This is a genomic window from Thalassospira lucentensis, assembly GCF_050516545.1.
GTDB classification, from domain to species: Bacteria; Pseudomonadota; Alphaproteobacteria; order Rhodospirillales; family Thalassospiraceae; genus Thalassospira; species Thalassospira lucentensis_C.
Genome location: NZ_CP191544.1, coordinates 4,264,752 through 4,290,214, shown reverse-complemented (window position 1 = coordinate 4,290,214; position 25,463 = coordinate 4,264,752). Strand labels below are relative to the sequence as shown.

At 54.9% G+C, this 25,463-nt stretch carries 1 protein-coding gene; it reads right to left on the bottom strand.

Features of this window, described 5'->3' with window-relative positions:
• Window position 1 precedes the first annotated feature (1 nt).
• Window positions 2–25,441, bottom strand: coding sequence for a hypothetical protein (locus ACQ0MK_RS19605; protein WP_430474046.1), 25,440 nt, complete (start codon window positions 25,439–25,441; stop codon window positions 2–4).
• Window positions 25,442–25,463 lie beyond the last annotated feature (22 nt).

The following is a 25,463-nucleotide window of genomic DNA, read 5'->3' as shown; positions in this document are numbered from 1 at the left end:
ATCAGTTGCCGAACCCGAAATCATCGGCATCAAGATCATCAGGATCATGAACACCCATCAGGGTGACAGATGCATCATTGCCAAGTTCGATCACGACATTGCCGTCGGTATCAAGATGCATGTCGTTCTGGATCTGATTGAAGTTGTTGTAGCTCCATTCCGACAGATCAATGATGTCTTCGCCCGGCGTGAAGTCGGTAATGATGTCATGACCATCGGCCTTGCCGATCTGGAATTCATCCCAGCCCGTGCCACCGGTCAGGGTGTCATCGCCGGCACTGCCATACAGATGGTCATCCCCGGCACCACCAAGCAGCACGTCGTCACCGGCGTTGCTCCACAGCGTATCGTCGCCGTCACCACCATCAAGCGTGACATTGCCATAGCTTTCAACGTCGCTTGTCAGGTCGATGATGTCATCGCCAGCGCCCGCTTCGATGACTTCAATGCCGCTGATGCGGACGTTGCTGTCGCCGTCGCTGACCGTGTCATACAGGAACAGGGCATCATCGCCACTGGTCATCTGAAGAGTGTCAACACCTTCGCCACCGATAAAGACATCGTTCGACTGGTTCATGCCGCCAAGATTGACATACTCGCCGGTGCCATCATCGCCACCGTCGTCATGGCCCCAACCATTGCCATTATGGTTGTCATGACCCCAGCCATTGTCGTGGTTATGACCATCTTCACTCGGCGAGCCATCGTTCAGCGCGTACCAGCTATTGCCCCAGGTATCATCGGCATTGAATTGCAGAACGTCATCACCGGCACCGCCATTGAGAATATCCACACCATTGCCGCCCGAAAGCGTATCGGCACCCGAACCACCCCAAAGCGTGTCATTGCCTTCACCGCCGTCAAGGACGTCATCACCGGCATTGCTCCAGATGATGTCATCACCGGTACCGCCATAAACCGTGACATCACCATAGGTCAGTGTATCACTGGTCAGATCGACAATGTCATCGCCGTTACCGGCATCAATGACTTCAACATTGGCAATGCGTGGGCTGGTGCCCGGATCGGTCATCGTATCATCAAGGAACAGCGCATCATTGCCGCTGGTCATGGCAAGCGTATCGGTGCCATCCCCGCCATCAATGATGTCTTGGGATCGGTTATACCCGGAAAGATTAATCTGCTCGTTGGTGCCATCCATATTCGGATCGCCAACGTTTTTCGCAGCGTAGCTTCCGCTCCAGGTTGCGTCTTTCTGATATTCGATGGTGTCGTCACCGGCACCCGCATCAATCAGATCAGAACCCGTACCGCCATTAATCGTGTCGTTGCCATCGCCACCCCAGATGGTGTCATCCCCGGCGTCACCACCAAGAACGTCATTCCCGCTAAGGCCCGAGAGCAGGTTCGAACCATCATCACCAAACAGGTAATCATTGAAGTTCGAGCCAATCAAATCTTCGATCGAGGACAATTTGTCATTGCCATCACCACCAACGGCCGTGCCCGTTTCAAGGTTGGCTGCGACCGCAGAAGATGAATTGGCATAGCTTGCCGCATCGCGACCTGCACCACCGACCAGACTGTCATGGCCAAGCCCGCCTTCAAGGGTATCGTTTCCGGCATCGCCATACAGTTTGTCGTCGCCATTGCCACCAAGAAGGGTGTCATTGCCATCGCCGCCATACAGCTTGTCGTTATTTTCGCCGCCATCAAGAACGTCGTTACCGGCACCACCTTCAAGGGTGTCATCGCCCGTACCGCCTTCGATGCGATCATTGCCAGCTTGGCCATACAGCTTGTCCTGACCCTGACCGCCCATCAGCGTATCATTGCCGTCACCGCCCCAAACGCGGTCATCACCTGAGCCACCGTCAAGGGTGTCATCACCGGCACCGCCTGTGATGCTGTCCTGACCGCTGCCGCCTTCAACAAGATCATTGCCGGCATCGCCAGACAGCGTGTCATCGCCGTCACCGCCATAAAGACTGTCATTGCCTTCCATGCCTGACAGGGTGTCCTGACCATTCAGGCCGTAAACCGTGTCATCACCGGCAAGGGCGGCAATCGTGTCATTGTTGCTGGTGCCATAAAGCAGATCGTCATACGGCGTCGGGCCAGTTGACTGCTGCACACCGACAAACGTGTCGGAGCTGAGCTGGCTCATCGAAATACCAACCAGCGTCAGTGTGCCCTGACCGTTCAGGTCAATAACAGTATTTCCGTTTACTTCAGTCATCAGATCCTGAAGTTCGGCCCAGTCATCAACGTCAAGCGACGCCAGATTGATCTGATCTTCGTTCGGGTTAAAGTCAGTGACGACCTTGTCACCGGAATTGTTCGAAACAAGGATCTGATCTTCGCCTGCACCGCCGGTATAGGTGTCATCACCTGCACCACCGTCAAGCGTATCATTGCCCGTGCCACCCAGAAGGGTATCAGCACCATCGGTTCCGGTCAGGGTGTCGTTCCCGGCACCACCATCCATCAGGTCATTGCCAGCACCACCCGACAGGACGTCATTGCCATCACCACCGCTCAGCGTGTCGTCACCGTCACCGCCCAGAAGGGTGTCATTGCCCGTACCGCCATCAAGCGTGTCATTGCCGGCATCACCCGACAGCAGATCATTGCCAGCACCGCCCGCGATGCTGTCATTGTCATCACCACCATAAATGACGTCGTCGCCGCCTTCACCATCAAGTGAATCGTTGCCCGCAGAACCGTAAATCGTGTCGGTTTCATCGCCGCCCTTAACGGTATCGTCGCCGTCCATTGCGTCGATGTAATCGTCACCGCCGCCGCCATCCATGACGTCGTTGCCGCTGCCACCGATCAGGGTGTCATTACCGGCACCGCCAGAAATCACGTCGTGGCCTTCGTTACCATCAAGGCTATCGTCGCCGTCACCACCCGATATAACGTCATTGCCGGTGCCACCGGTTACGGTGTCATCGCCATCGCCGCCCGAAAGGTTATCATCACCTTCCATACCATTGATGGTGTCGTTGCCAGCACCGCCATCGACCACGTCATTACCGGCCAGTGCGTCGATATAATCATCTTCGCTGGTGCCGATCAGGACATCATCAAACGGCGTTGCACCGCCATCATTTTCAATCCCGACAAACATGTCAGATGAAACATCGTTCAGGCGCACACCAAGCAGCGTGACCGAACCGTTTTCGCCCAGATCAATGACCGTGTTGCCGTTCACTTCTGACAGAAGCGGGGCCAGTTCCGACCATGTGCTGACATCAAGTGCATCAAGCGAAATCTGATCTTCGCTGGTGTTGAAATCGGTAACGACCTTGTCACCGACCAGGCTGCTGACCTGAATAAGGTCGGCCCCCGAACCACCCGACAGGGTGTCATCACCCGAACCACCATCAAGGGTGTCATTGCCTGCGCCACCAACAAGGGTGTCATTACCGGCACCTCCATCAAGAACGTCGTCGCCTTTTTCACCGTTCAGATAGTCGTCACCATTGCCGCCAAGCAGCGTATCTTCGCCGTCACCGGTCCAGATGGTGTCATTGCCTTCGCCGCCGTCAACCGTATCGGTGCTGACATCGGCTTCGACATTGTCGAACGTATCGTTGCCATCGCCCAGATCGACTTCGTTATTCTGGCTGTTGCCATAGACGTAATCGTCATGCGCAGAGGCAATTACTTTTTCGAAGTTGGCAAGAATGTCGCCAACAGCATCACCGCCAAAGGCCCGGCCTGCTTCGCCCGGTGTCTGGGCATGGGCATCGGTTTCGCCAAGATAAATCTCAACACCTTCTGCCGATCCTTCATAGCTCAGCGTATCAATGCCATCGCCACCATCAAGGTAATCACCACCGGAACCACCTTGAATGGTGTCATCACCGGCACCGCCCAGAATGGTGTTGTCACCTTCCGATCCGGTCAGAACGTCATTTCCGTCCGAACCAATGACATTTTCAATGCCACTGATTGTGTCAGACCCGGTTTCAGCCGAGCTTGCCGTACCAGCCGCCAGATCAACCGTCGCGCCGTCTGCGGCACTCATATCAAGGGTATCTTCACCCTCGCCACCGGCCAGCGTATCGTCGCCAGCAGCAGCAATCAGGCTGTCATTTCCGGCACCGGCATCCACAACATCGTTGCCTGCACCGTCATTGATGGTATCGGCACCATCGCCTGCGGCAATCGTGTTGGTTCCGTCACTGCCCGTGATGATGTCATCCCCGGCAGAACCAATAACGTTTTCAATGCTGCTGATCGTGTCCGATCCGGTTTCAGCCGAGCTTGCCGTACCAGCCGCCAGATCAACCGTCGCACCGTCTGCGGCACTCATATCAAGGGTATCTTCACCCTCACCACCGGCCAGCGTATCGTCGCCAGCAGCGGCAATCAGGCTGTCATTTCCGGCACCGGCATCGACAACATCGTTGCCTGCACCATCATTGATCGTATCGGCACCATCGCCTGCGGCAATCGTGTTGGTCACGTCACTGCCCGTGATGGTGTCATCGCCAGCAGAACCAATAACGTTTTCGATATTGGTCAGGCTGTCATTTCCGGTTTCGGCCGAAGAGGCGCTGCCGGCAGCAAGATCAATCGTCGCGCCATTGCTGGTCGAGGCATCAAAGGTATCTGCACCTTCGCCACCATCAATTGCATCGTCACCGGCACTTGCGGTGATGGTGTCATCACCTGTGCCGCCGTCAACAACGTCGTTGCCTGCACCGTCATGGATAACGTCGTTGCCCGCGCCACCAAGAACCGTGTCGTCGCCTTCATTGGTCCACAGCGTATCATTGCCGTCACCGCCATCAACCGTCACGTCGCCATAGGCATGTGTCTCGCTGGTCAGATCGACAACGTCATTACCGTCACCGGCATTGATGACTTCGACATCTTCAAGTCGGACATCATCGACAGCCGGGCTTTCGATCACAGCTTCATAGGAAATCGACCGGATATAGAAGTCGCTACTGTCGCTTCCGACTGAACCATCTTCATACGGCTCTGCCTTGAACGAGAGATAGCGGAAATCAATCGGCGCACCGGCTTCATCGGTTATTGAAATCGTGGCACCACCGACACCGTTCGCATCATATGTGACCGTGTCTGCATCAAGCACACCGCTTCCAACCAGATTGCCTTCGTCGTCAAAGGCCTGCCAGGATGCGGTTTCACCGCCATGTTCATTGCCATAGAAGGCCGACAACTGAACACTTGCGCTGCGGGCATCATTGCCAAGATCGACAACAATCGCTTCGCTGTTGCCAGACGGCGCATCGTGATTGATCTCGTTACCGGCAACCTGACCACCGCTATTGCCAACACCGGTGCCAAAGAAGCCGACCGTGTCATCAGCAGCAGACAGATCAAGCTTGCCGTTTTCATCAACAAGCGACGTTCCGAAATCATAGGCATAAAGATTTGCGTCCGACCACGAGGCTTCAACATCCGCAGCAGAACCATTGCCATTCAGACCAAGCGTTCTGGTCTCAAGCGTTGCGTCGGTTTCGCCAAGTTTCGAACCATCCAGAACAAGTGCGTCATCGCCACCGGTCAGGTTCAGGGTATCGTTACCCTCGCCACCGATGAAGGTATCGTCGCTGATATTTTTATCGCTGATATCGGCAACATCACCTGTGCCTGCAACACCCGGGCTGCCTTCGTGAACGGCTTGCGCGTCATTGTCGGCAACGTCGTCGGCATCGAACTGGAATGTATCGTCACCGTCACCGCCATCAAGGGTGTCGTCGCCGTCACCACCTGAAAGGGTATCGTTGCCGTCGCCACCGGAAACCGTATCGTCGCCGGAACCGCCCATCAATGTGTCGTCACCGCCGTCACCGGCAATGGTATCGTCACCAGCAAGACCGTCGATGCTGTCATCACCGCCTGTGCCGCTTAGGGTGTCGTCTTCCGGCGTGCCAACATTGGTCACACCTTCGAACTGATCCGGGCCAAGCTGATCAAGGGTCACGCCAACCAGCATGATCGTCCCGCCTGCTGGCAGGTTGATCACGGTGTTGCCGTTGCCATCTTCTGACATCAGCGCCTTAAGGTCAGTCCAGGCATCAATGCCCAGATCCGGAAGCGAGATCACATCTTCATCAACATTGAAGTCGGAAACGACGTCATCATCGGTGCCATCTTCAAAGATCAGCGTATCTGCACCAGAACCACCCGTGATGGTGTCATTACCGTCACCAGCAGCAATGGTGTCATCGCCTGCACCGGTATTGATAACGTTGTCACCGTCCGATCCGGTAACGATGTCATCACCGTCGCCGGTGGTCAGATTTTCAAAGCCTGAAATCGTATCATTGCCGGTTTCTGCACTGCTTGCCGTTCCAGCCGACAGATCAACAGTTGCACCGCTGGTCGCATCCGTCAGATCAAGTGTATCGGTGCCTGCATCCCCCGAAAGGACGTCATCACCGGCACCCGCCATGACCGTATCGTCGCCTTCACCACCGGCAACCGTGTCATTCCCGGCACCGCCATCAAGAACGTCATCCCCGGCATTGCCCGAAATGATGTTTGCACCATCCGAACCGGTAATCGTGTCTGCACCGGCACCACCGGCAACATTTTCGAACCCGGAAATTGTGTCATTCCCGGTTTCCGTGCTGCTTGCCGTACCGGCATCCAGATCAACCGTCGCACCACTGGTGGCCTCGCCAAGATCAAGCGTATCGGTTCCGTCACCACCGGCAAGAGTATCATCCCCGGCACCGGCCAGAACCGTATCGTCGCCTGCACCCGCATCAACGATATCGGAACCTTCGCCTGCATCGATAACGTCGCTGCCGTCACCGGCAATTAACGTATCGTCGCCAGCACCCCCATCAAGGGTGTCATTCCCGGCACCGCCTTCAAGAACGTCATTGCCGTCATTGCCAACAAGTGTGTCATCGCCCAGACCACCGGTCAGGGTGTTATCGCCATCCGACCCGGTAAGGGTATCGTTTGCACTCGACCCGATCAGGTTTTCGATGCTTGAAAGTTTGTCGGTTTCGCCATTGGCCAACTGTGCTGTACCGGCTGCCAGATTGGCATTTACTGCAGAAGCCGCGTTGCTGTAATCGGCCGTATCGGTTCCATCGCCACCGCGCAGGGTGTCGTTGCCCGCACCACCAACCAGCGTGTCATCACCGGCACCGCCATCAAGGATGTTGGCTTTGTGGTCGCCCGTGATCGTATCGTCATGATCCGAACCGGTAACGTTTTCGACCTGATAAATCGCATCATTGCCCGCACCACCGGTGGCGGTGTAGTTGGCAAGATCGACATTCACGCCATCGGTTGCATCGTCATAAATAACGGTGTCTGTGTCAGAACCACCAACGATGGTGTCATCCCCGGCACCGCCACGAAGTTCATCTTCGCCCGTACCGCCAAGCAGGGTGTCATTGCCGACGCCGCCATTGATTACGTCGTCGCCATAGCCACCATCCAGGAAGTCATCCCCCGCACCGCCATGGATGTTATCATCGCCAAGTTCACCATTGATGGTGTCGTCGCCTTCATTGCCCCACAGGGTATCGGCACCCGACCCACCATTGATGGTGACATCGCCATAAGCAATGGTATCGCTGGTCAGATCGACGACGTCATCGCCATCACCGGCATTGATAACTTCAACACCCTCAAGGCGGGCATTGTCGCTTGGCTCGTTAACAATCGTCTCGAAGCTGATCGAACGAACAAAGAAGTCGCTGCTGTCTGAACCGGACGTGCCATTCGCATAAGGTTCGCCTTCAAACGCGATATAGCGGAATTCAATCGGGTTGCCTGCCGTGTCGGTCACGGCAATGGTCGAGGTCCCGACACCACCACTGGTGTAATCAACCGTGCTGTCATCAAGGATGCCGGATGCAACAAGGTTGCCCTCGGCATCAAACGCCTGCCATGAGCCGACTTCACCACCGCCTTCACCAGCCATCAGGTTGGAAACCTGAACCGTGGCGGTTGTCGCATCTGCGCCAAGGTCAACAACGATGGCTTCGCTCTGGCCGGTCTGGCCGTCATGGTTGATCTGGCTTCCGGCAGGATTACCACCGTTATTGCCAATACCATTGCCGTCATAGCTGACACTATCGTCGGCAGCCGCAAGGTTCAGCTTGCCGTTTTCATCAACGAACGATGTTCCGAAGTCATAGGCATACAGATCGGCATCCGCCCAAGATGCTTGAACGTCTGCGGCACTTGCCGAATTCGTCAGACCAAGGGTCCGGGTTTCAATTGTTGGCGTGGTGGCTTCGCCATCGCCAAGTTTCGAACCATCAAGAATAAGCGCGTCGCTGCCGCCGGTCATATTAAGGGTGTCATTCCCCTCGCCGCCAACAAACGTATCATCGGAAATGTTTTTCCCACCGATATCAGCAAGATCACCCGTGCCGTCAACATCCGGGCTTCCGGTATGTTCGGTGGTTTCACCGTTTTCTGCTGTGCCGTCAGCTTCGAAGTTCAGAACATCGTCGCCCGCACCGCCATCAAGGGTGTCCGCACCTGCACCACCGGTCAGTTTGTCACTACCGTCGCCGCCGCTGATGGCGTCGTCGCCTTCGCCACCGGTCAGGGTATCGTTACCGGCACCGCCATCGATGTCATCGTTGCCCGAACCACCATCGATGGTGTCGTTGCCCGAATTGCCCAACAGCGTATCGTCACCGGCACCACCGGAAACAATGTCATCACCGGCAAGGGCATCAATGGTGTCATCGCCGTCCGTGCCTTCAAGATTGTCATCGAACTGCGTTGCGCCATCGGTGATGTTGGTGAAGTCATCTGCACTGAGTGCATCAAGGCCGACACCGATCAGTGTCACCGTACCGCCTGCTGGCAGGTTCAGGACCGCATCGCCATTGCTGTTTTCACTCAGCAGCGGCAGAAGATCGCTCCAGCTTTCAAGACCAAGGTCATCAATCGAAAGCTTGTCTTCGCCAATCGTGAAGTCGCTTACGACATCGTCATCGGTGCCATCGGCAAAGATAAAGGTGTCCGCACCCGATCCACCGGCAACGGTATCGTCACCGGCACCACCGTCGATGGTGTCATTGCCTGCACCGGCATTAATAACGTTATCAGCACTCGAACCGCTGATCTGGTCATCACCGGCACCGGTTTTGACATTTTCAAAGTTCGAAATCTGATCGTTTCCGATTTCAGATGACGTTGCCGTCCCGGCATCAAGGTCGACAACCGCATCACCCGATACGCCTGACATATCAAGCGTATCCGTGCCGTCACCGCCATCCATGCTGTCATTGCCGGAAGCGGCCATAACCGTATCGTCGCCCGCACCGGCCATAACGAGGTCACTACCGGCACCATCGGAAATCACGTCATTGCCGGCACCGCCGTCAATAACATCAATGCCATCGCCACCATCGATGGTGTCGGCACCGTCACCGGTCGAAATCGTGTCATTGGCATTGCTGCCCGTTACGGTATCGTCGCCCGACCCCGTGATCAGGTTTTCAAAGCCTGAAACCACGTCAGAACCGGTTTCGCTGCTATTGGCTGTGCCATCCTGCAGATCGACCGCGATATCGGCCTGCGCACCAGACATATCAAGGGTATCGGTACCGGCACCACCCCTTAAGGTGTCATTGCCTGCATCACCGACGACCGTATCATTCCCTGCACCGGCATCGACGATATCGTCACCGGCACCGGCATTGATATGATCATTGCCGTCACCACCGCTGATGCTGTCATTGCCTTCATTGGTCCATACCGTGTCATCGCCTGTACCGGCATCAACCAATACATCGCCATAGGAATGAACCTGACTGGTCAGATCGACAACGTCATCTCCCTCACCGGTATTGATGACTTCAACATCAACAATCGACGGGTTGGCCGCGCCATTTTCATGATCGCCATCAAGAATGATCGCATCACCGCCACTGGTACCCACCAGCGTATCGATGCCTGCGCCACCATCATAAACGTCATCGCTGGTGCCAAGACCTTCAAGATCGGCAACGTCGCCCGTGCCATCAACGCCTGGGCTTCCCGCATGATCGGTGCTATCGCCGGTCTGACCGGTACCATCGGCACCAAATTCAAGAACGTCGTCACCCTCGCCACCCTCAAGCGTGTCAGCACCGCTGCCACCACTTAGGGTATCGTTGCCACTGCCGCCCTGAACCGTGTCATCACCATCACCGCCGCCCAGCGTATCATTGCCGTCGCCACCAGACATGGTGTCGTCACCGTCACCACCGTCAATGGTGTCATCGCCATCCGTACCGCCAAGGCTGTCATCGCCTTCGGTCGGGACATTTTCGATTCCAGTAAAATCACCCGGGCCAAGGTCTTCGACCGACACACCGGCAAGCGTAACCGTGCCACCAGATGGCAGCGTAATAACCGCACCATCCGGGCCATCCGACAGCATGCCCTGCAATTCGGTCCAGCTGCTCACGCCGCTATCTGGCAGGGAAATCTGATCTTCACCAATGGAGAAGTCGGTGACCAGATCGTCATCCGTGCCATCATCGAAGGTAAAGGTATCGGCACCCGTGCCACCCGTCAGGGTATCATCGCCCAGACCTGCATTGATCTGATCATCACCGGCACCACCGGCAACTGTGTCGTTGCCTTCACCGCCAAGCATACTGTCATTGCCCGCACCGCCGTCAATCACGTCATCGCCGGCACCGCCATCGACAACGTCATCACCAGCACCCGACGAAATTTCGTTCGCGCCATCAGACCCGGAAATGGTGTCATCACCATCGCTGCCCGTAACATTTTCAAACCCGGAAATGCTGTCATTGCCGGTTTCAGTCGAGCTTGCCGTTCCGGCATCCAGATCGATAACCGCACCATCGGCACCGGCCAAATCAAGGGTATCGGTGCCATCGCCACCGGCAAGCATATCATCGCCTGCACCGGCCAGAACCGTATCATCGCCGGAACCGGCTGTTACCGTGTCATTGCCGGCACCACCGTCAAGGGTGTCATTGCCCGCACCACCATCGATCTCGTTGACCGCGTCCGAACCGGTGATGATGTCATCACCCGAAGAACCGGTAACGTTTTCGATGTTGGATATGGTGTCAGAGCCAAAGGCATCGGACTGTGCCGTGCCTGCGCCAAGATCAACATTGACGCCATCCGCATCGGACAGATCAAGCAGATCAGTGCCATCGCCACCATCAAGGGTGTCGTTGCCAAGGCTGCCTTCAATGGTGTCATTGCCAGAACCGGCATTTACAACGTCATTGCCCGCGCCATCATGAATGACATCATCGCCGTCACCGGCATTGATTTCGTCATTACCTGCACTGGTCCAGACCGTATCATTGCCGGTACCGGCATCAACCGTCACATCGCCATAGCTGTCGGTTGCGCTGGTCAGATCGACGACATCGTCGCCATCACCAGTATCGATTACTTCAATATCGCTGATCGACGGCGCGTTTGCGCCATCTTCATGATCGTTATCAAGAATGATCGCATCATTGCCCGACGTGCCAAGAAGGGTATCAACCCCGTCGCCACCATCGAACTGATCGTCGCTCAGACCAAGACCTTCAAGATCGGCAAAATCGCCCGTGCCATCAACACCCGGGCTACCGGCATGGTCGGTTTCATCGCCAGCCTGACCGGTACGATCGGCTTCGAACTGAAGCACGTCATCACCGGCACCACCCGAAAGGGTATCAGTACCTGAACCGCCGCTTAGCGTGTCGTTGCCGTCACCACCATCGACCGTATCATCACCGTCACCGCCGCCAACACTATCGTCACCGTCGCCGCCATCAATCGAATCATTGCCTTCGCCGCCATCGACCGTGTCGTTGCCGCTGCCACCATCAAGGCTGTCGTCACCACCACCGCCGTCAACGGTATCATCGCCATCACCGCCATCGACCGAGTCATCGCCGTCACCACCATCAAGCGTATCTTCGCCCGGGGTTCCAACATTTTCGATACCATCAAAATGGCTTGGCGTCAGATCATCAACGGCCACACCGGCAAGGGTTACAGTCCCGCCAGACGGCAGCGTAATAACCGCACCGTCCGGTCCGTCAGACAGAAGCGGCTGCAAATCGGTCCAGGCCGAAATGCCCAGATCAGGCAGGGAAATAACATCCGAATTCAGATCAAAGTCGCTGACCAGATCGGCATCCGTACCGTCTTCAAAGACAAAGGTATCCGAACCTGCACCACCCGAAAGCGTGTCATTGCCATCACCGGCCGCGATGGTGTCGTCACCTTCGCCACCTGACAGGATATCGTCACCGGCACCACCATCAAGGGTATCGTCGCCCGCACCGCCATCGATAATATTGGCGTCATCCGAACCGGTGATGACATCGGCATCATCCGAGCCGGTCACATTTTCAAAACTGGCAATCGTGTCTGTGCCGGTATTGGCACCACTTGCCGTGCCTGCGGCCAGATCGACAGTAACGCCGCCTGTCGTGTCAGACAGATCAAGGGTATCAACACCTTCGCCACCATCAAGATCGTCATTTCCGCCATCAAGGGTAACGGTGTCATTACCGGCACCGGCATCAATGGTGTTGTCGCCATCCGATCCGGTGATGTCATCATCACCATCGGTTGCAATTACATTCTCGAACCCGTCAATGCTGTCAGAACCGGTTGCATCGCTGCTGGCCGTGCCTGCCGCAAGGTCAATAGTCGCGCCGTCGGCACCCGACAGATCAAGGGTATCGTCGCCGTCACCGCCGATCAGGATATCGTCGCCAGCACCGGCCATAATCGTGTCATTGCCAGAACCGCCATCAATGGTATCGGAACCTTCGCCACCATCAAGGATGTCGTCATCCGCACCACCATCAATGACATCGGCACCCGCCCCGCCATTGATGTTATCGGAACCTTCACCACCCGAAATAACGTCATCGCCGTCATTCGACCAGATCGTGTCATCGCCAGCACCACCATCAATGGTGACATCGCCATAGGAATGAACGTTGCTGGTCAGATCGACGACGTCATTGCCGTCACCGGCATCAATGTTTTCGATATCAACGATGGCCGGGTTGGCCGAACCGTTTGCGTGATCACGGTCAAGAATGATGGCGTCATCGCCGTCACCGGCAACCAATGTGTCATTGCCATCACCACCGACAAAACTGTCATCAGACAGGTTCTTGCCGGAAATATCGGCAACGTCACCCGTGCCATCGGTGGTCGGACTGCCAACATGATCCGTCGTCTCGCCGTCGGCGCCAACGCGATCACCTTCAAAGGACAGAACGTCATCACCGGCACCGCCATCAACAAGGTCGGCACCTTCGCCACCAGCCAGGGTGTCGTTGCCATCACCGCCAACAAGCGTATCGTCACCCGCACCACCGGCAAGGACGTTATCCCCGGTCGAACCGATCAGGGTGTCATCACCAGAACCACCGGTCGCACCTTCGATTCCGTTCAGGGTATCGGTGCCATCGGTCGCAACGCCTGTGCCATTTTCAAGATCAACGACCACACCGTCGGTTTGCTCGGAATAATCAACAATGTCGTTCCCGGCACCACCGGTCAGAATGTCATTTCCGGCACCGCCCGAAAGCGTGTCATCACCGGCATCGCCATCAATGACGTTGTTTGCATCATCACCAGCAATGGTGTCGTCATGGTCTGAACCGATAACGGTTTCAAAGCCGTCAATCGTATCGTTACCCGCACCACCGGTTGCCGTACCGGCACCAAGATCGACATTTACGCCTTCTTCGGCATCCTCATAAGACAGAACGTCTTCGCCTTCGCCACCGATCAGGGTGTCGTCGCCGCCATTGCCAAAGACCGTGTCATTGCCTTCGCCACCATCAAGGATGTTGGCATTTTCATCACCGATCAGGACATCATCACCGGCACCGCCAGTGACGTTTTCAATGCTTTCAAGGGTGTCATTTCCGGCTTCGCCGGTCGCAGTACCTGCGCCAAGATCAACAGTGACACCTTCGGTCGTATCGGCATAATCGGCCGTGTCGCTGCCTTCGCCGCCACGCAACGTATCGTCGCCGGCCCCACCGATCAGCGTGTCATTGCCTTCATCGCCGTAAATGTCGTCATTCCCAGCTTGACCATCAATGATATCGTCGCTTTCAAGGGCGTGGATTTCATCGCTGATCTGACTGCCGGTGATGTTGTCTTCGAACTCGGTGCCGAGGATGACTTCATAGCCATAGAAGTTTGCCGGACCAAGATCGTCAACCGAAACACCTTCAAGCGTAATGCTTTCGCCGTCGGCCAGCGTAATGACCGCATTGCCATTTTCGTCATCAGCCATCTGATCGCGTAAAGTTGCGTAATCTTCAACGCCATATGCCGACAGATCGATTGTGTCTTCTGTGACATTAAAGTCGGTCGCGGTGTCATGACCGCCACCCGGCTTAAGGACAATCATGTCTTCGCCGGAACCGGTAATGATTACGTCATCACCGGCACCACCAAACAAGCTGTCATTGCCCGACCCGCCATCAAGGGTATTCACCCCGTCACTACCCACCAGGGTATCGGCATAGTCCGAACCGATCACACGCTCAAAATTACGAACAATGTCATCGCCTGCTGCGCCAGTGGCATATTCTTTGACAAGATCAACCGTTACACCGCCATCGGCATTGGAATAATCAACGGTATCGACATCCTGATCATCATCATCTTCGCCGCCGTCAAGAATGTCATCGCCAGCATCGCCATAGACCCAGTCATTACCCGTGCCTGCATCAACAATATCGTCGCCATCACCACCGGTTATGGTGTCATTGCCAGCTTCGCCCAGAATGATATCGCTATCAGCACCACCATCAATGACGTCATCGCCGTCGCCGCCACTGACTTCGTCAACACCGGCACCGGCATCAATCACGTCATTACCGGCACCACCATCAATCGCATCGCCACCGGCACCCGATGAAATGGTGTTCGCATTCGCGTCACCTTGGATTTCGTCGTTGTAATCGGAACCAACTACATTTTCGATACTGGTGAATGTATCGGATCCCTGACCGGTTGCTGTTCCTGCAGCAAGATCAACGTCAACGCGCTCGGTTGCGGTGCCGTAATCAACAGTATCCGAACCTTCACCACCATCCAGAACATCATTACCCGTTCCGCTGACAAGGGTGTCATCCCCGTCAAGGCCAAACAGCGTGTTGTCTTGATCATTGCCAATCAGCGTATCGTCATGAAGCGTACCGATAAGGTTTTCAACGCCATCAATAACGTCATCGCCGTCACCACCTGTGACAGTTCCGTTCTCAAGATCCGCGGTAATACCGGCACTTTCTGCGGAATAATCCGCAGTATCAATGCCGTCCCCGCCAGACAAAATGTCCGACCCTGAACCGCCAACCAGTGTGTCATTGCCAGCATCGCCCGAAAGCGTATCATCGCCAGCACCACCGATCAGATGATCGTCGCCGTCGCCACCTGAAATCGTATCGTCGCCACCAAGGCCATCGATGATTTCATCATTGCTGCCGCCAACGATTTCATCATTACCTTCGGTGCCTGCTCGATAATCAAATCCTGCAAAGTTTTCAGTGCTTACATCAGATGGGGACACACCCTGAAGCGTAATCGTCTCACCGCTCTCAAAGGTGATGGTCATATCACCGTTGTCATCGGTCCCGAACATGTCTTCAAGCGCGCCGTAACCCGCAATAGGGAATGCCGTCAGATCAAGGACATCCGTCGCGACATCGAAGTCGGTAATCGTGTCATTGCCATCACCCGGTTTAAAGGTAACCAGATCGGCACCACTACCAAGCGTAAGCGTATCGTTGCCAGCACCTGCATTAAATGTATCATCGCCGGCGCCGCCGACAAATGTGTCGTTCTGGCCACCACCGGTGAAGGTATCATCGAAGTTTGTCCCTTCGATTACCTCGACCTCGTCAAGGGTGTCAGTGCCACTTCCTGCACCAATGACCGTGCCGTTGCTGGTATCAACTGTAATACCAGATTCTTCTTCAGCATAGCTGACGGTATCGGTACCATCGCCACCGCTTATGAGGTCATCGCCCTGACTTGACAGGATCGTGTCGTTACCGGCGCCACCGTCAACCGTATCGTTCCCTGCACCTGAGAAAATGATGTCGTTGCCAGCACCGCCGTCAATCAGATCATTACCATTGCCGGACGAAATCACGTCATTGCCACCGCCGCCAAGTACAGTGTCAGCACCTTCACCAGTATCAATGGTATCGTTGCCCGAACCACCGTCTACGACATCATTACCATCACCTGTATTAATGGTGTCGTTGCCAGCACCGCCATCAACAACATCGTCGCCCTCGCCCGAAACAATGGTGTCATTGCCAACACCACCATCGACCGTATCATTTCCGATTCCCGACAGGATGGTGTCATCACCTGCACCACCGTCAATCAGGTCATCTCCACTGCCTGACGAAATGACATCTATGCCATTGCCAGCGAATATTGTGTCAGCACCTTCACCGGTATCAATAGTGTCATCACCTTCACCGGCATCGACAAAATCATCACCTTCGCCAGAATCGATGCGGTCATCCCCCGCACCGGCCCGAATTGTGTCATTCCCAGTGCCCCCGTTGACGATATCATCGCCTTCACCAGCATTGAGAATGTCGTCGCCAGCACCACCGGACAGAATGTCATCACCAGTACCACCTTCAATGCTGTTATCAGCATCGTTGCCGATGATCGTATCGGCATATTCGGTACCAGTTACATTTTCAAAGCCCGAGATCGTGTCATTGCCATCGGCACCGGTTACAGTTCCGGCTTCCAAATCAACGGTCTGGCCATCGGTGGCATTTGAATAATCAAGGGTGTCGGTGCCATCGCCGCCCGAAAGCGTGTCATTACCAAGACCACCAACGATCAGATCATCACCTGCACGGCCATCAATGATGTCATCACCTGCACCACCGGTCAGGGTGTTGGAGTCCGCCGAACCTGAAATACTGTCATTGGCGTCAGATCCGACAACATCTTCGATGTTACTGATCAGGTCTGTCCCATCGGCTTTTTCGGCACTACCGGTTTCAAGATCGACATCCACACCAGTGTCGCTGTCACTGTAATCCAAGACATCTTTACCAGCGCCACCATCAATGACGTCGTCGCCTGCACTGACATTTATTGTGTCATCACCATCGCCACTCAGAATGGTATTATCGGTATCCGAACCGGTAATCTCGTCATCATGGGCCGAGCCAACCACATTCTCGACATTCAGAACCGTATCACCGGTCGTTGAATCGGTTTGTCCTGTCGCCAGATTAAGTTCAACACCGCGTTGTGCGGTCGCATAGCTAACGGTGTCAATACCATCGCCGCCGTCAATTATATCTCTGCCAGTACCACCATCAAGCGTGTCATTTCCTGCACCACCAAGAAGGGTATCGTCGCCACCTTTACCGGAAAGAGTATCGTCGCCATCTTCACCGGAAAGAACGTTATTGGTCGTATTACCATTGATAACGTCGTCATGATCCGAACCAGTCAGGTTTTCGATATTTTCGAGCTGGTCTGTGCCAAGGCCAGTTACTGTTCCTGTTTGAAGGTCAGCAGTGATGCTGCCCGTAGCATTACTGTAATCGGCGGTATCAAAACCGCCTCCGCCCAGCAACACGTCATCGCCATCGGTTGCGATCAGACGGTCATTGCCTGCACCGCCATTTATGGTGTTATCACCGCTATCACCTTCAAGGGTGTCTGCATGGGTCGACCCAAAAATGTTTTCAATGCTTGAAAGAGTATCATCGCCCGCAGCGCCACTTGCAGTCTGATCTTCAAGATTAACCGTCACGCCACCCGTGGCATTGGCATAGCTTGCGGTATCGCTGCCTGCACCACCTGCTAGGGTGTCGTCGCCATCCAGGCCTTCAAGCACGTCATCGCCAGCGCCACCGTCAAGCAGGTTGCTCTCATTCGATCCGGTCAGTCGATCGTTCCCTGCACCCCCAACGACATTTTCAATGTTGCGTAGGATGTCATTGCCGTTACTGGACGCAGACGCACCTTCATTCAGGTTGACGTCAACATCATCGGTATCGTCGCTGTAATCTGCGGTATCGACACCGTCACCACCGTCCAGGTCGTCATCGCCTTCGCCACCGATAAGCGTATCATTGCCGTCACCGCCCAAGATACTGTCATCATCATCAAGGCCGTAGATCGTGTCATTGCCGTCCAGACCAGAAATTACATCCTGACCATCGGTACCGTAAATCGTATCATCGCCAGATGTACCAACGATGTCGCGAACACCAATGAAGTTGTCTGCTGAGATGTCGTCAAGACCGACACCCTCAAGCACCATGGACGTGCCTTCGCCGAAATCGATGACCAGATCACCGTTTTCGTTTTCAGACATCAGCTCATAGAGTGCGCCATAGGTATCAACCGACAAACCGGTAATGTCGATTTGATCAAATTCTGTATCGAAGTCGGTTACCGTGTCGGTTCCATCATCAGGACCGATAATATAAACATCGGCGCCATTGCCACCGCTCAGGGTGTCGTCACCAGCCCCACCGGTAATCGTATCCGCGCCATCACCAGCCTTAATGATGTTATTGCCATCATCACCGGTAATGGTATCAGCTTGATTCGAACCAATGACATTTTCAACACCACTGATACTGTCAGTTCCACCTTCATTTGTGGCGGCACCTTCAGACAGATCAATCGTTGTCGCACCGGAATTCTCATAGCTGACAGTATCAACGCCTTCGCCGCCTTCAATGGTGTCATTGCCAATACCGCCAACCATAAGGTCATTGCCAGCGCCGCCATCAAGAACGTCGTCGCCCAAACCACCCGTCAGTGTGTTGTTTGTGCCATCGCCAATCAGTGTATCGTCGAAATCAGAACCCGTTACATTTTCGATGGTTTCAAGCGTATCGTTGCCTGCACCACCTGCTGCGCTGCCTGCGCCAAGATCAACCGTAACGCCACCTTCGGCTGTACTGTAATCAGCGGTATCGACCCCATCGCCACCAACAAGTGCATCATCGCCCGCACCGCCGGAAAGGGTATCGTTACCAGTGCCGCCAAGAATGGCGTCATCACCAGCGCCACCAGAAATCGTGTCGTTGCCGCCATTCCCACGCAGAGTATTGGCGGCATCATCACCGGTAATGATGTCTTTCTGACTGGAACCGTTTACGTTTTCGATATCAACAAGCGTGTCTTCGCGACCTACACCGCCAAAGCCAGCCTCAAGATTGACTTCAACGCTGCTTCCCGTGCTGTAATCAACGGTATCTTGGCCTTCACCACCGTCAATCAGGTCGCTCCCCGATCCACCGGAAATCGTGTCGTCACCGCTATTGCCATAAATCGTGTCAGCGCCCGCACCACCATTAATGGTGTCGTTCCCGCCAAGACCATCAATGATTTCTTCGAATGAAGTACCCTGAAGAACGTCATCGCCTTCGGTTGCGCCCAAACTGTCGATATCGACGAAGTTCGATGCACTCAATTCGTCAGATGACACCCCGACCAGCGTCATTGATCCGGTATCTGTCGTGATGACGGCATTGCCATCATCATCAGCTGAAATTAACTTTTTCAGGGCTTCCCAATTCGGAATCCCAAAGCTGCTGAGATCAACCTTATCTTCAGTGACGTCAAAATCAGTAACTTCGACATTGTCCGAGACAGAGGTCATGACAAAGGTATCGGCACCTTCACCACCGGTTATGACATCGTCACCTGCCCCGGAATAGATCGTGTCGTCGCCAGCACCACCATCAATCGTATTGTCTTCGCTGGACCCGACAAGCTCATCATCATGGTCCGAACCAATAAGGTTCTCGACACCAGTAATGCTGTCATTACCATCTGCGCCAGATGCCGTTCCGCTGCCCAAATTGACAGACACACCGCCCGATGCATCGGCGTAACTTAAGGTATCCGTACCAGAACCGCCTTGGATTGTGTCGCTGCCGGCTCCGCCAACAAGGGTGTCATTCCCGGCACCACCATCAAGAAGGTCATCCCCCGCACCACCATCAAGAATATCATCACCTGAACCAGCGCGAAGAGTGTTTGCAACATCGTCACCGGTAATGGTATCGGCATGAGCAGAACCAGTTACATTCTCAAAGTTTGAAATTGTGTCACTGTCTTCCCCTGACGTCGCTTGACCTGTTGCAAGATCAACATCAATACCCGCTGCACTGTCCTGATAGCCCAGCGTGTCCGCGCCATCACCACCGTCAAGATTGTCGTTTCCAGCGCCACCATTGATCGTGTCATTACCAGTGCCGCCAGTAATTGTGTCCGCACCAGCATCACCGGCAAGAACATCATTTCCAGAGCCACCATCAATTGTGTCATTGCCGTCGCCACCAGTAACAGTGTCATCCCCGCCTTTGGCATTGATGACATCACTGCGGTTGGTTCCAACCAACGTGTCTTTTTGTTCGGTACCGTCAAGGGACCGGATGCCCGCAAAGTTGGCATAAGTCAGGCTGTTAGGATCAACCCCTTCAAGGGTGATCACGGCATCGCCAACCGTAATCATCGCATTGCCAGCAGCATCTTCACCGATGAAATCAACAACGTCCGAGAACAGTTCAAGCCCGTCGATACCTTGAATATCAAGAGTATCTTTTGTCGGATCAAAATCCGTAATGACATCATTGCCGCTATCCGCGGCGACAACAAAGGTATCTGAACCTGCTCCACCAGTCAGAGTATCGTCACCACCACGACCATCGATCGTGTCATTGCCGGCACCACCGTCAAAGGCATCATCTCCGCTGCTGCCCAGCATAGTGTCCGCAGAAGCCGATCCTTCAATCTCTTCAAAGCCGGAAATTTGGTCTACAAAACCGCTTCCTGTAACTGTACCTGCCTCAAGGTCAACAGACACACCTGATGCAAGAGTGCTATTCGCCCCGGCACTGTAGCTGAGCGTGTCATTCCCATCGCCGCCAGTCAGGGTGTCACTACCACTGCTCCCATAAACAGTGTCATCGCCTCCACCGGTATCAATGATGTTATCAGCACTGCTGCCATAAACGACATCATCGCCACTACCAGAAACAACGTTTTCAATACCGGAAAGTGTGTCATTGCCTTCGCCAGAAGCACTCCCGCTGGCAAGGTCAACGCTAACACCACTATCTACGCCAGAATAATCAACCGTATCACTACCGTCGCCACCAATAAGGATGTCATCGCCACCACCGCCGGAAAGCGTATCGTCACCCGCCAAACCGGAAAGGACGTTATTGCCATCATCGCCTGTGATGACATCGTCATTGTCAGTACCCGCGACGTTTTCAAAGTTCGAAATCTCAGAGGTGCCAGAATCGGTCGTCGCTGTTCCAGTAGCAAGATTAACGTTCAGCCCGGTTTCGTTGCCAAAACCAATCGTGTCGCTGCCTTCGCCACCGTCAATCGTGTCGTTTCCGCCGCCACCAAGGACAATATCGTCACCCTCATTGGTCGAGATGATGTTGTCGCCTGTGCTGCCATAAACCGTGTCATTTCCAGAACCGGTGATGACATTTTCGATACCCGAAATGCTGTCATTCTCACCTGTAACGGTGTCACGCGCCGAACCTCCCGAAAGCCGTACATCCTGACCGCTTTCACGCGCACTCAGATCAAGCGTATCATTGCCTTCGCCACCAATGATGACGTCGTTGCCGTCTTCACCTATGAACAGGTCGTCGCCAGCACCGCCATCAAGCGTATCGTCTCCACCCCGTCCGACAATGGTGTCATTCCCGGCACCACCACTAAGAACGTTTACGCCGCTATCACCTGAAATTTCATCGTCATAGTTCGAACCAATAACGTTCTCGAAGCGATCAAGAACATCATTGCCGTCTGCACCGGTCGCAGTTCCTGCTTCAAGGTCAACCTGAACACTGCCCGGCGCACCCGAATAATCAACGGTATCAATACCTTCCTGACCGCGCAGGGTATCATTGCCCGCACCGCCAGAAACCGTATCGTCGCCATAGCCACCCGAAACAACGTCATCGCCGTCGCCGCCGCCAAGGGAATCGTTCCCGCCATAGCCATAGATGGCGTCGTTTCCGCTTGTGCCGCCCTGAACATCGTCATCTTCGGTTTCAAAGATTCGACCAAATCCACGGAAATCATCCGCGACCAAGCTGTCGCTGCTGACCCCTTCAAGGGTAAGAACACCCTGCTCGCCAAAATCGATAACGGTATTGCCGTTCCCATCGTCTGACATCATCGATTGAAGGGTTGCGAAATCGGCAATACCGACTTTCGCCAGATCGATAATATCGTCCGATCCGTTGAAATCGGTAATTGTGTCGCTGCCGAAATTCTCGGTCAGTTCAAAGTCATCTTTGCCTGCGCCACCGGTAAGCGTGTCATCACCCGCACCACCGGTCAGGGTGTCAACACCAGCACCACCTTCAAGAACGTTATTGCCGTCATCACCCGTGATATGATCGTCGTAGTCGGTACCAACAACGTTTTCGACCATCTGCAGCACGTCATTGCCCGCACCACCGGTTGCCGTTTCACTGGCAAGATTTACCGTAACCGCACTGGTCGCGTCGCTATAGCTGACGGTATCAACGCCGCTGCCGCCCTGCATGTGATCGTCGCCGGCACCGCCGCGCATAAAGTCATTGCCGGAACCACCGGCCATGACGTCATTGCCGGCACCACCAACCAGAACGTCATCGCCCTGACCACCCTGGATCATGTCGTCGCCATCACCGCCATCCAGGCTGTCATTGCCGTCGCCACCCTGCAGAATGTCATTGCCTGCTTCGCCGCGCAGAACATCATCGCCCGCAGCACCTTGCAGAAGGTCATTACCGGTATTGCCTTCAAGCGTATCGTCGCCGCCATTGCCCTGCAGCGTGTCGTTACCAGAACCGCCACCAAGGAAATCGGCATCTTCGGTCCCCTGAACCAGATCAGCACCGCCGGTTGGGGTGTTGTCATAGTCCGAAGTCGTGCTGTCTTCGGGGTCGGTTACATCCGTTTCGGTTTCGTCTGTGGTTTCATCACCAGAAGCTTCATCACCGCTCGCGTCTTCACCAGTGGCATCTTCGCCGCCGGTTTCGTCGTCACCAGCTTCATCACCAGCAGTTTCCTCGTCGCCAGTTTCACCTGCGCCAAGTTCTGGTGCTTCGGTTTCGCCGTCGCTTTCAGAACCTTCTTCACCGGTGGTCTCGTCGCCATCGGCCTCACCTTCGGTTTCCGTATCGGTTTCATCTGAACCAAGTGTCTCGTCGCCATCCGATCCATCTGTTTCATCAGAACCGGTTTCGGCTCCGGCCTGAGCACCGGCCGTGGTGTTGTCTGTGCTGGTATCTTCCGAGCTTTCTGATTCTTCACCTGAAGACGTTTCTTCCTCGTCGTCACCCTCGGCTGTTCCGGCGTCACCATCACTGGTTTCATCGCCAGGCTCAGCATCGGACGTTTCGTCATCCGATGTGTCTTCACCGGAAGTTTCGTCGTCGCCTGCTTCGTCTACCGGGTCGGCTTCACCGTCAGTTTCCGTATCGGTTTCATCTGAACCAAGGGTATCGTCGCCGTCCGATCCATTGGTGGCGTCGGAACCGGCATCACCACCGGTTTCTTCGTTCGAACCGGTTTCTTCAGTCTCGGTTTCACCCGTTTCGGAATCGCCAGACTCCGTCTCGCCGGTTTCGCCGTCCGTTGCGGTATCACCGCCATCAGACTCACCGCTATCCGTTTCGCCATCCGATCCGCCGCCGGTCTCAGCTTCATTACCGCTTTCAGATGTTTCGTCTGTGCCAAGCGTGTCGTCGCCGTCAGAACCCGAAGCATCGTCAGAGCCGCTATCACCCGTGGCTTCTTCATCACCAGAAGACGTTTCTTCTGAGCCACTATCCGTTCCGTCCGCGCCATCCGTGTCGGAAGAATCGCTGGCATCGCTGCCCGATCCATCACCGGTTTCGGTTGGGGCGTCGGAATCCGTACTGCCTTCGGTCTCTGTTTCGGTATCCGAACCAGACCCGGTTTCGCTATCGGACTCACCCTCTTCCGAGGATGCCTCTTCCTGTGTCTCAGAACCGTCTGATGAACCGGTTTCGGTGTCATCACCGTCTGAACTGTCACCGGAACTATCAGTCGCATCTGTCTCGTCGGTCTCCGTCGTACCGCCGGAGCCGTCAGATGTGTCGCCTTCGCCCGAACCGGTTTCTTCGGTCCCGGTTTCACCGGAATCCGTTTCACCGCTATCGGTGTCACCTGATTCAGAAACGCCTGACTCAGTCTCGCCGGTTTCGCCGTCCGTGGCAGTATCGTCGCCATCGGACTCGCCGCTGTCGGCTGCACCAGAATCCGTCTCACCGGAGTCTATTTCACCGGAATCCGTTACATCATCGCCGCTGGAGCCATTGGTCGCATCGTCACCGGAATCACCATCGGTAGAACCCGTTTCGCCATCGCCAGAATCGCTTTGGGATGAGCTATCATCGTCGTCAGCGATTGCTTTGCCGACACCGCTATCAAGATCGACATGAACGCCCTGTTCTGCATCACTATAATCAAGGGTGTTTTCGCCCGAACCGCCATCAATGACGTCCGAACCTGTACTTGTTTCAAACGTGTCATCACCGGCACCACCCGAAAGGGTGTTGTTGCCCGCATCGCCGCGCAGCACATCATTACCTGATGTGCCTTGAATGTTTTCAATGCCACTGAACGAAACGCGGTTGGCGCCAAGCGTATCACTCGCCGAACCCTGACCAATATCGGCACGCATGCCATTGGCAGCACCGTCAAGCGACAGAGTATCTTCGCCGTCGCCGCCATCAACACTGTCAACGCCGCCACCAGAAGAAATCACATCATCGCCGTTCGAGCCGGCAATCATGTCATCACCTTCCGTACCGTCAATGACATTAGCCTCTTCGCCCGAGGCTGCTGAGTCACCGCTGGCATTACTGCCGCCATCTGTGGAAACGGCAACTTCTGTAAGCTGCGGGGCATCAACGATTGTCACATTGGCCAGATCGGCTTTGCTCACACCCTGAAAAACCAGAACGTCGCCCGTGGCAAATGTCACAACGACATTGCCCGCACCATCATCAGATGCCAGCGTCATCAGGTCTTCAGCGCTCTCAACACCAAGATCGCTGAGTGCCAGTTTGTCTTCTTCAATGTTGAAATCAGTAATCGTGGTTTTTTCAAAACCACTTTCAAGCACAAAGGTATCGCGCCCTTCGCCACCGGTAACAACATCCTCGCCTTCGCCCGACTCGAGGATATCGTCGCCTTCGCCACCGATCAGAGTATTGTTGGAGCCATCACCAACCAGAATATCGTCATAGGCAGAGCCGATGACGTTCTGAACATTGGTGAAAATCTGGTTTGCAGAAGATGGGGAATTACCAGCATTCTGTGAACCAGCTCCAGAATCAGAATTAGCCGCAGCAGAATCATCTTCTGCGCGGCTATCTAAAACCTGATCTATATCGGTGTCGGTAATTCCAACACCATCGTCTTGATTGGCGGGCGAAGCCACGGCACGTACTCCCTACTTGGGA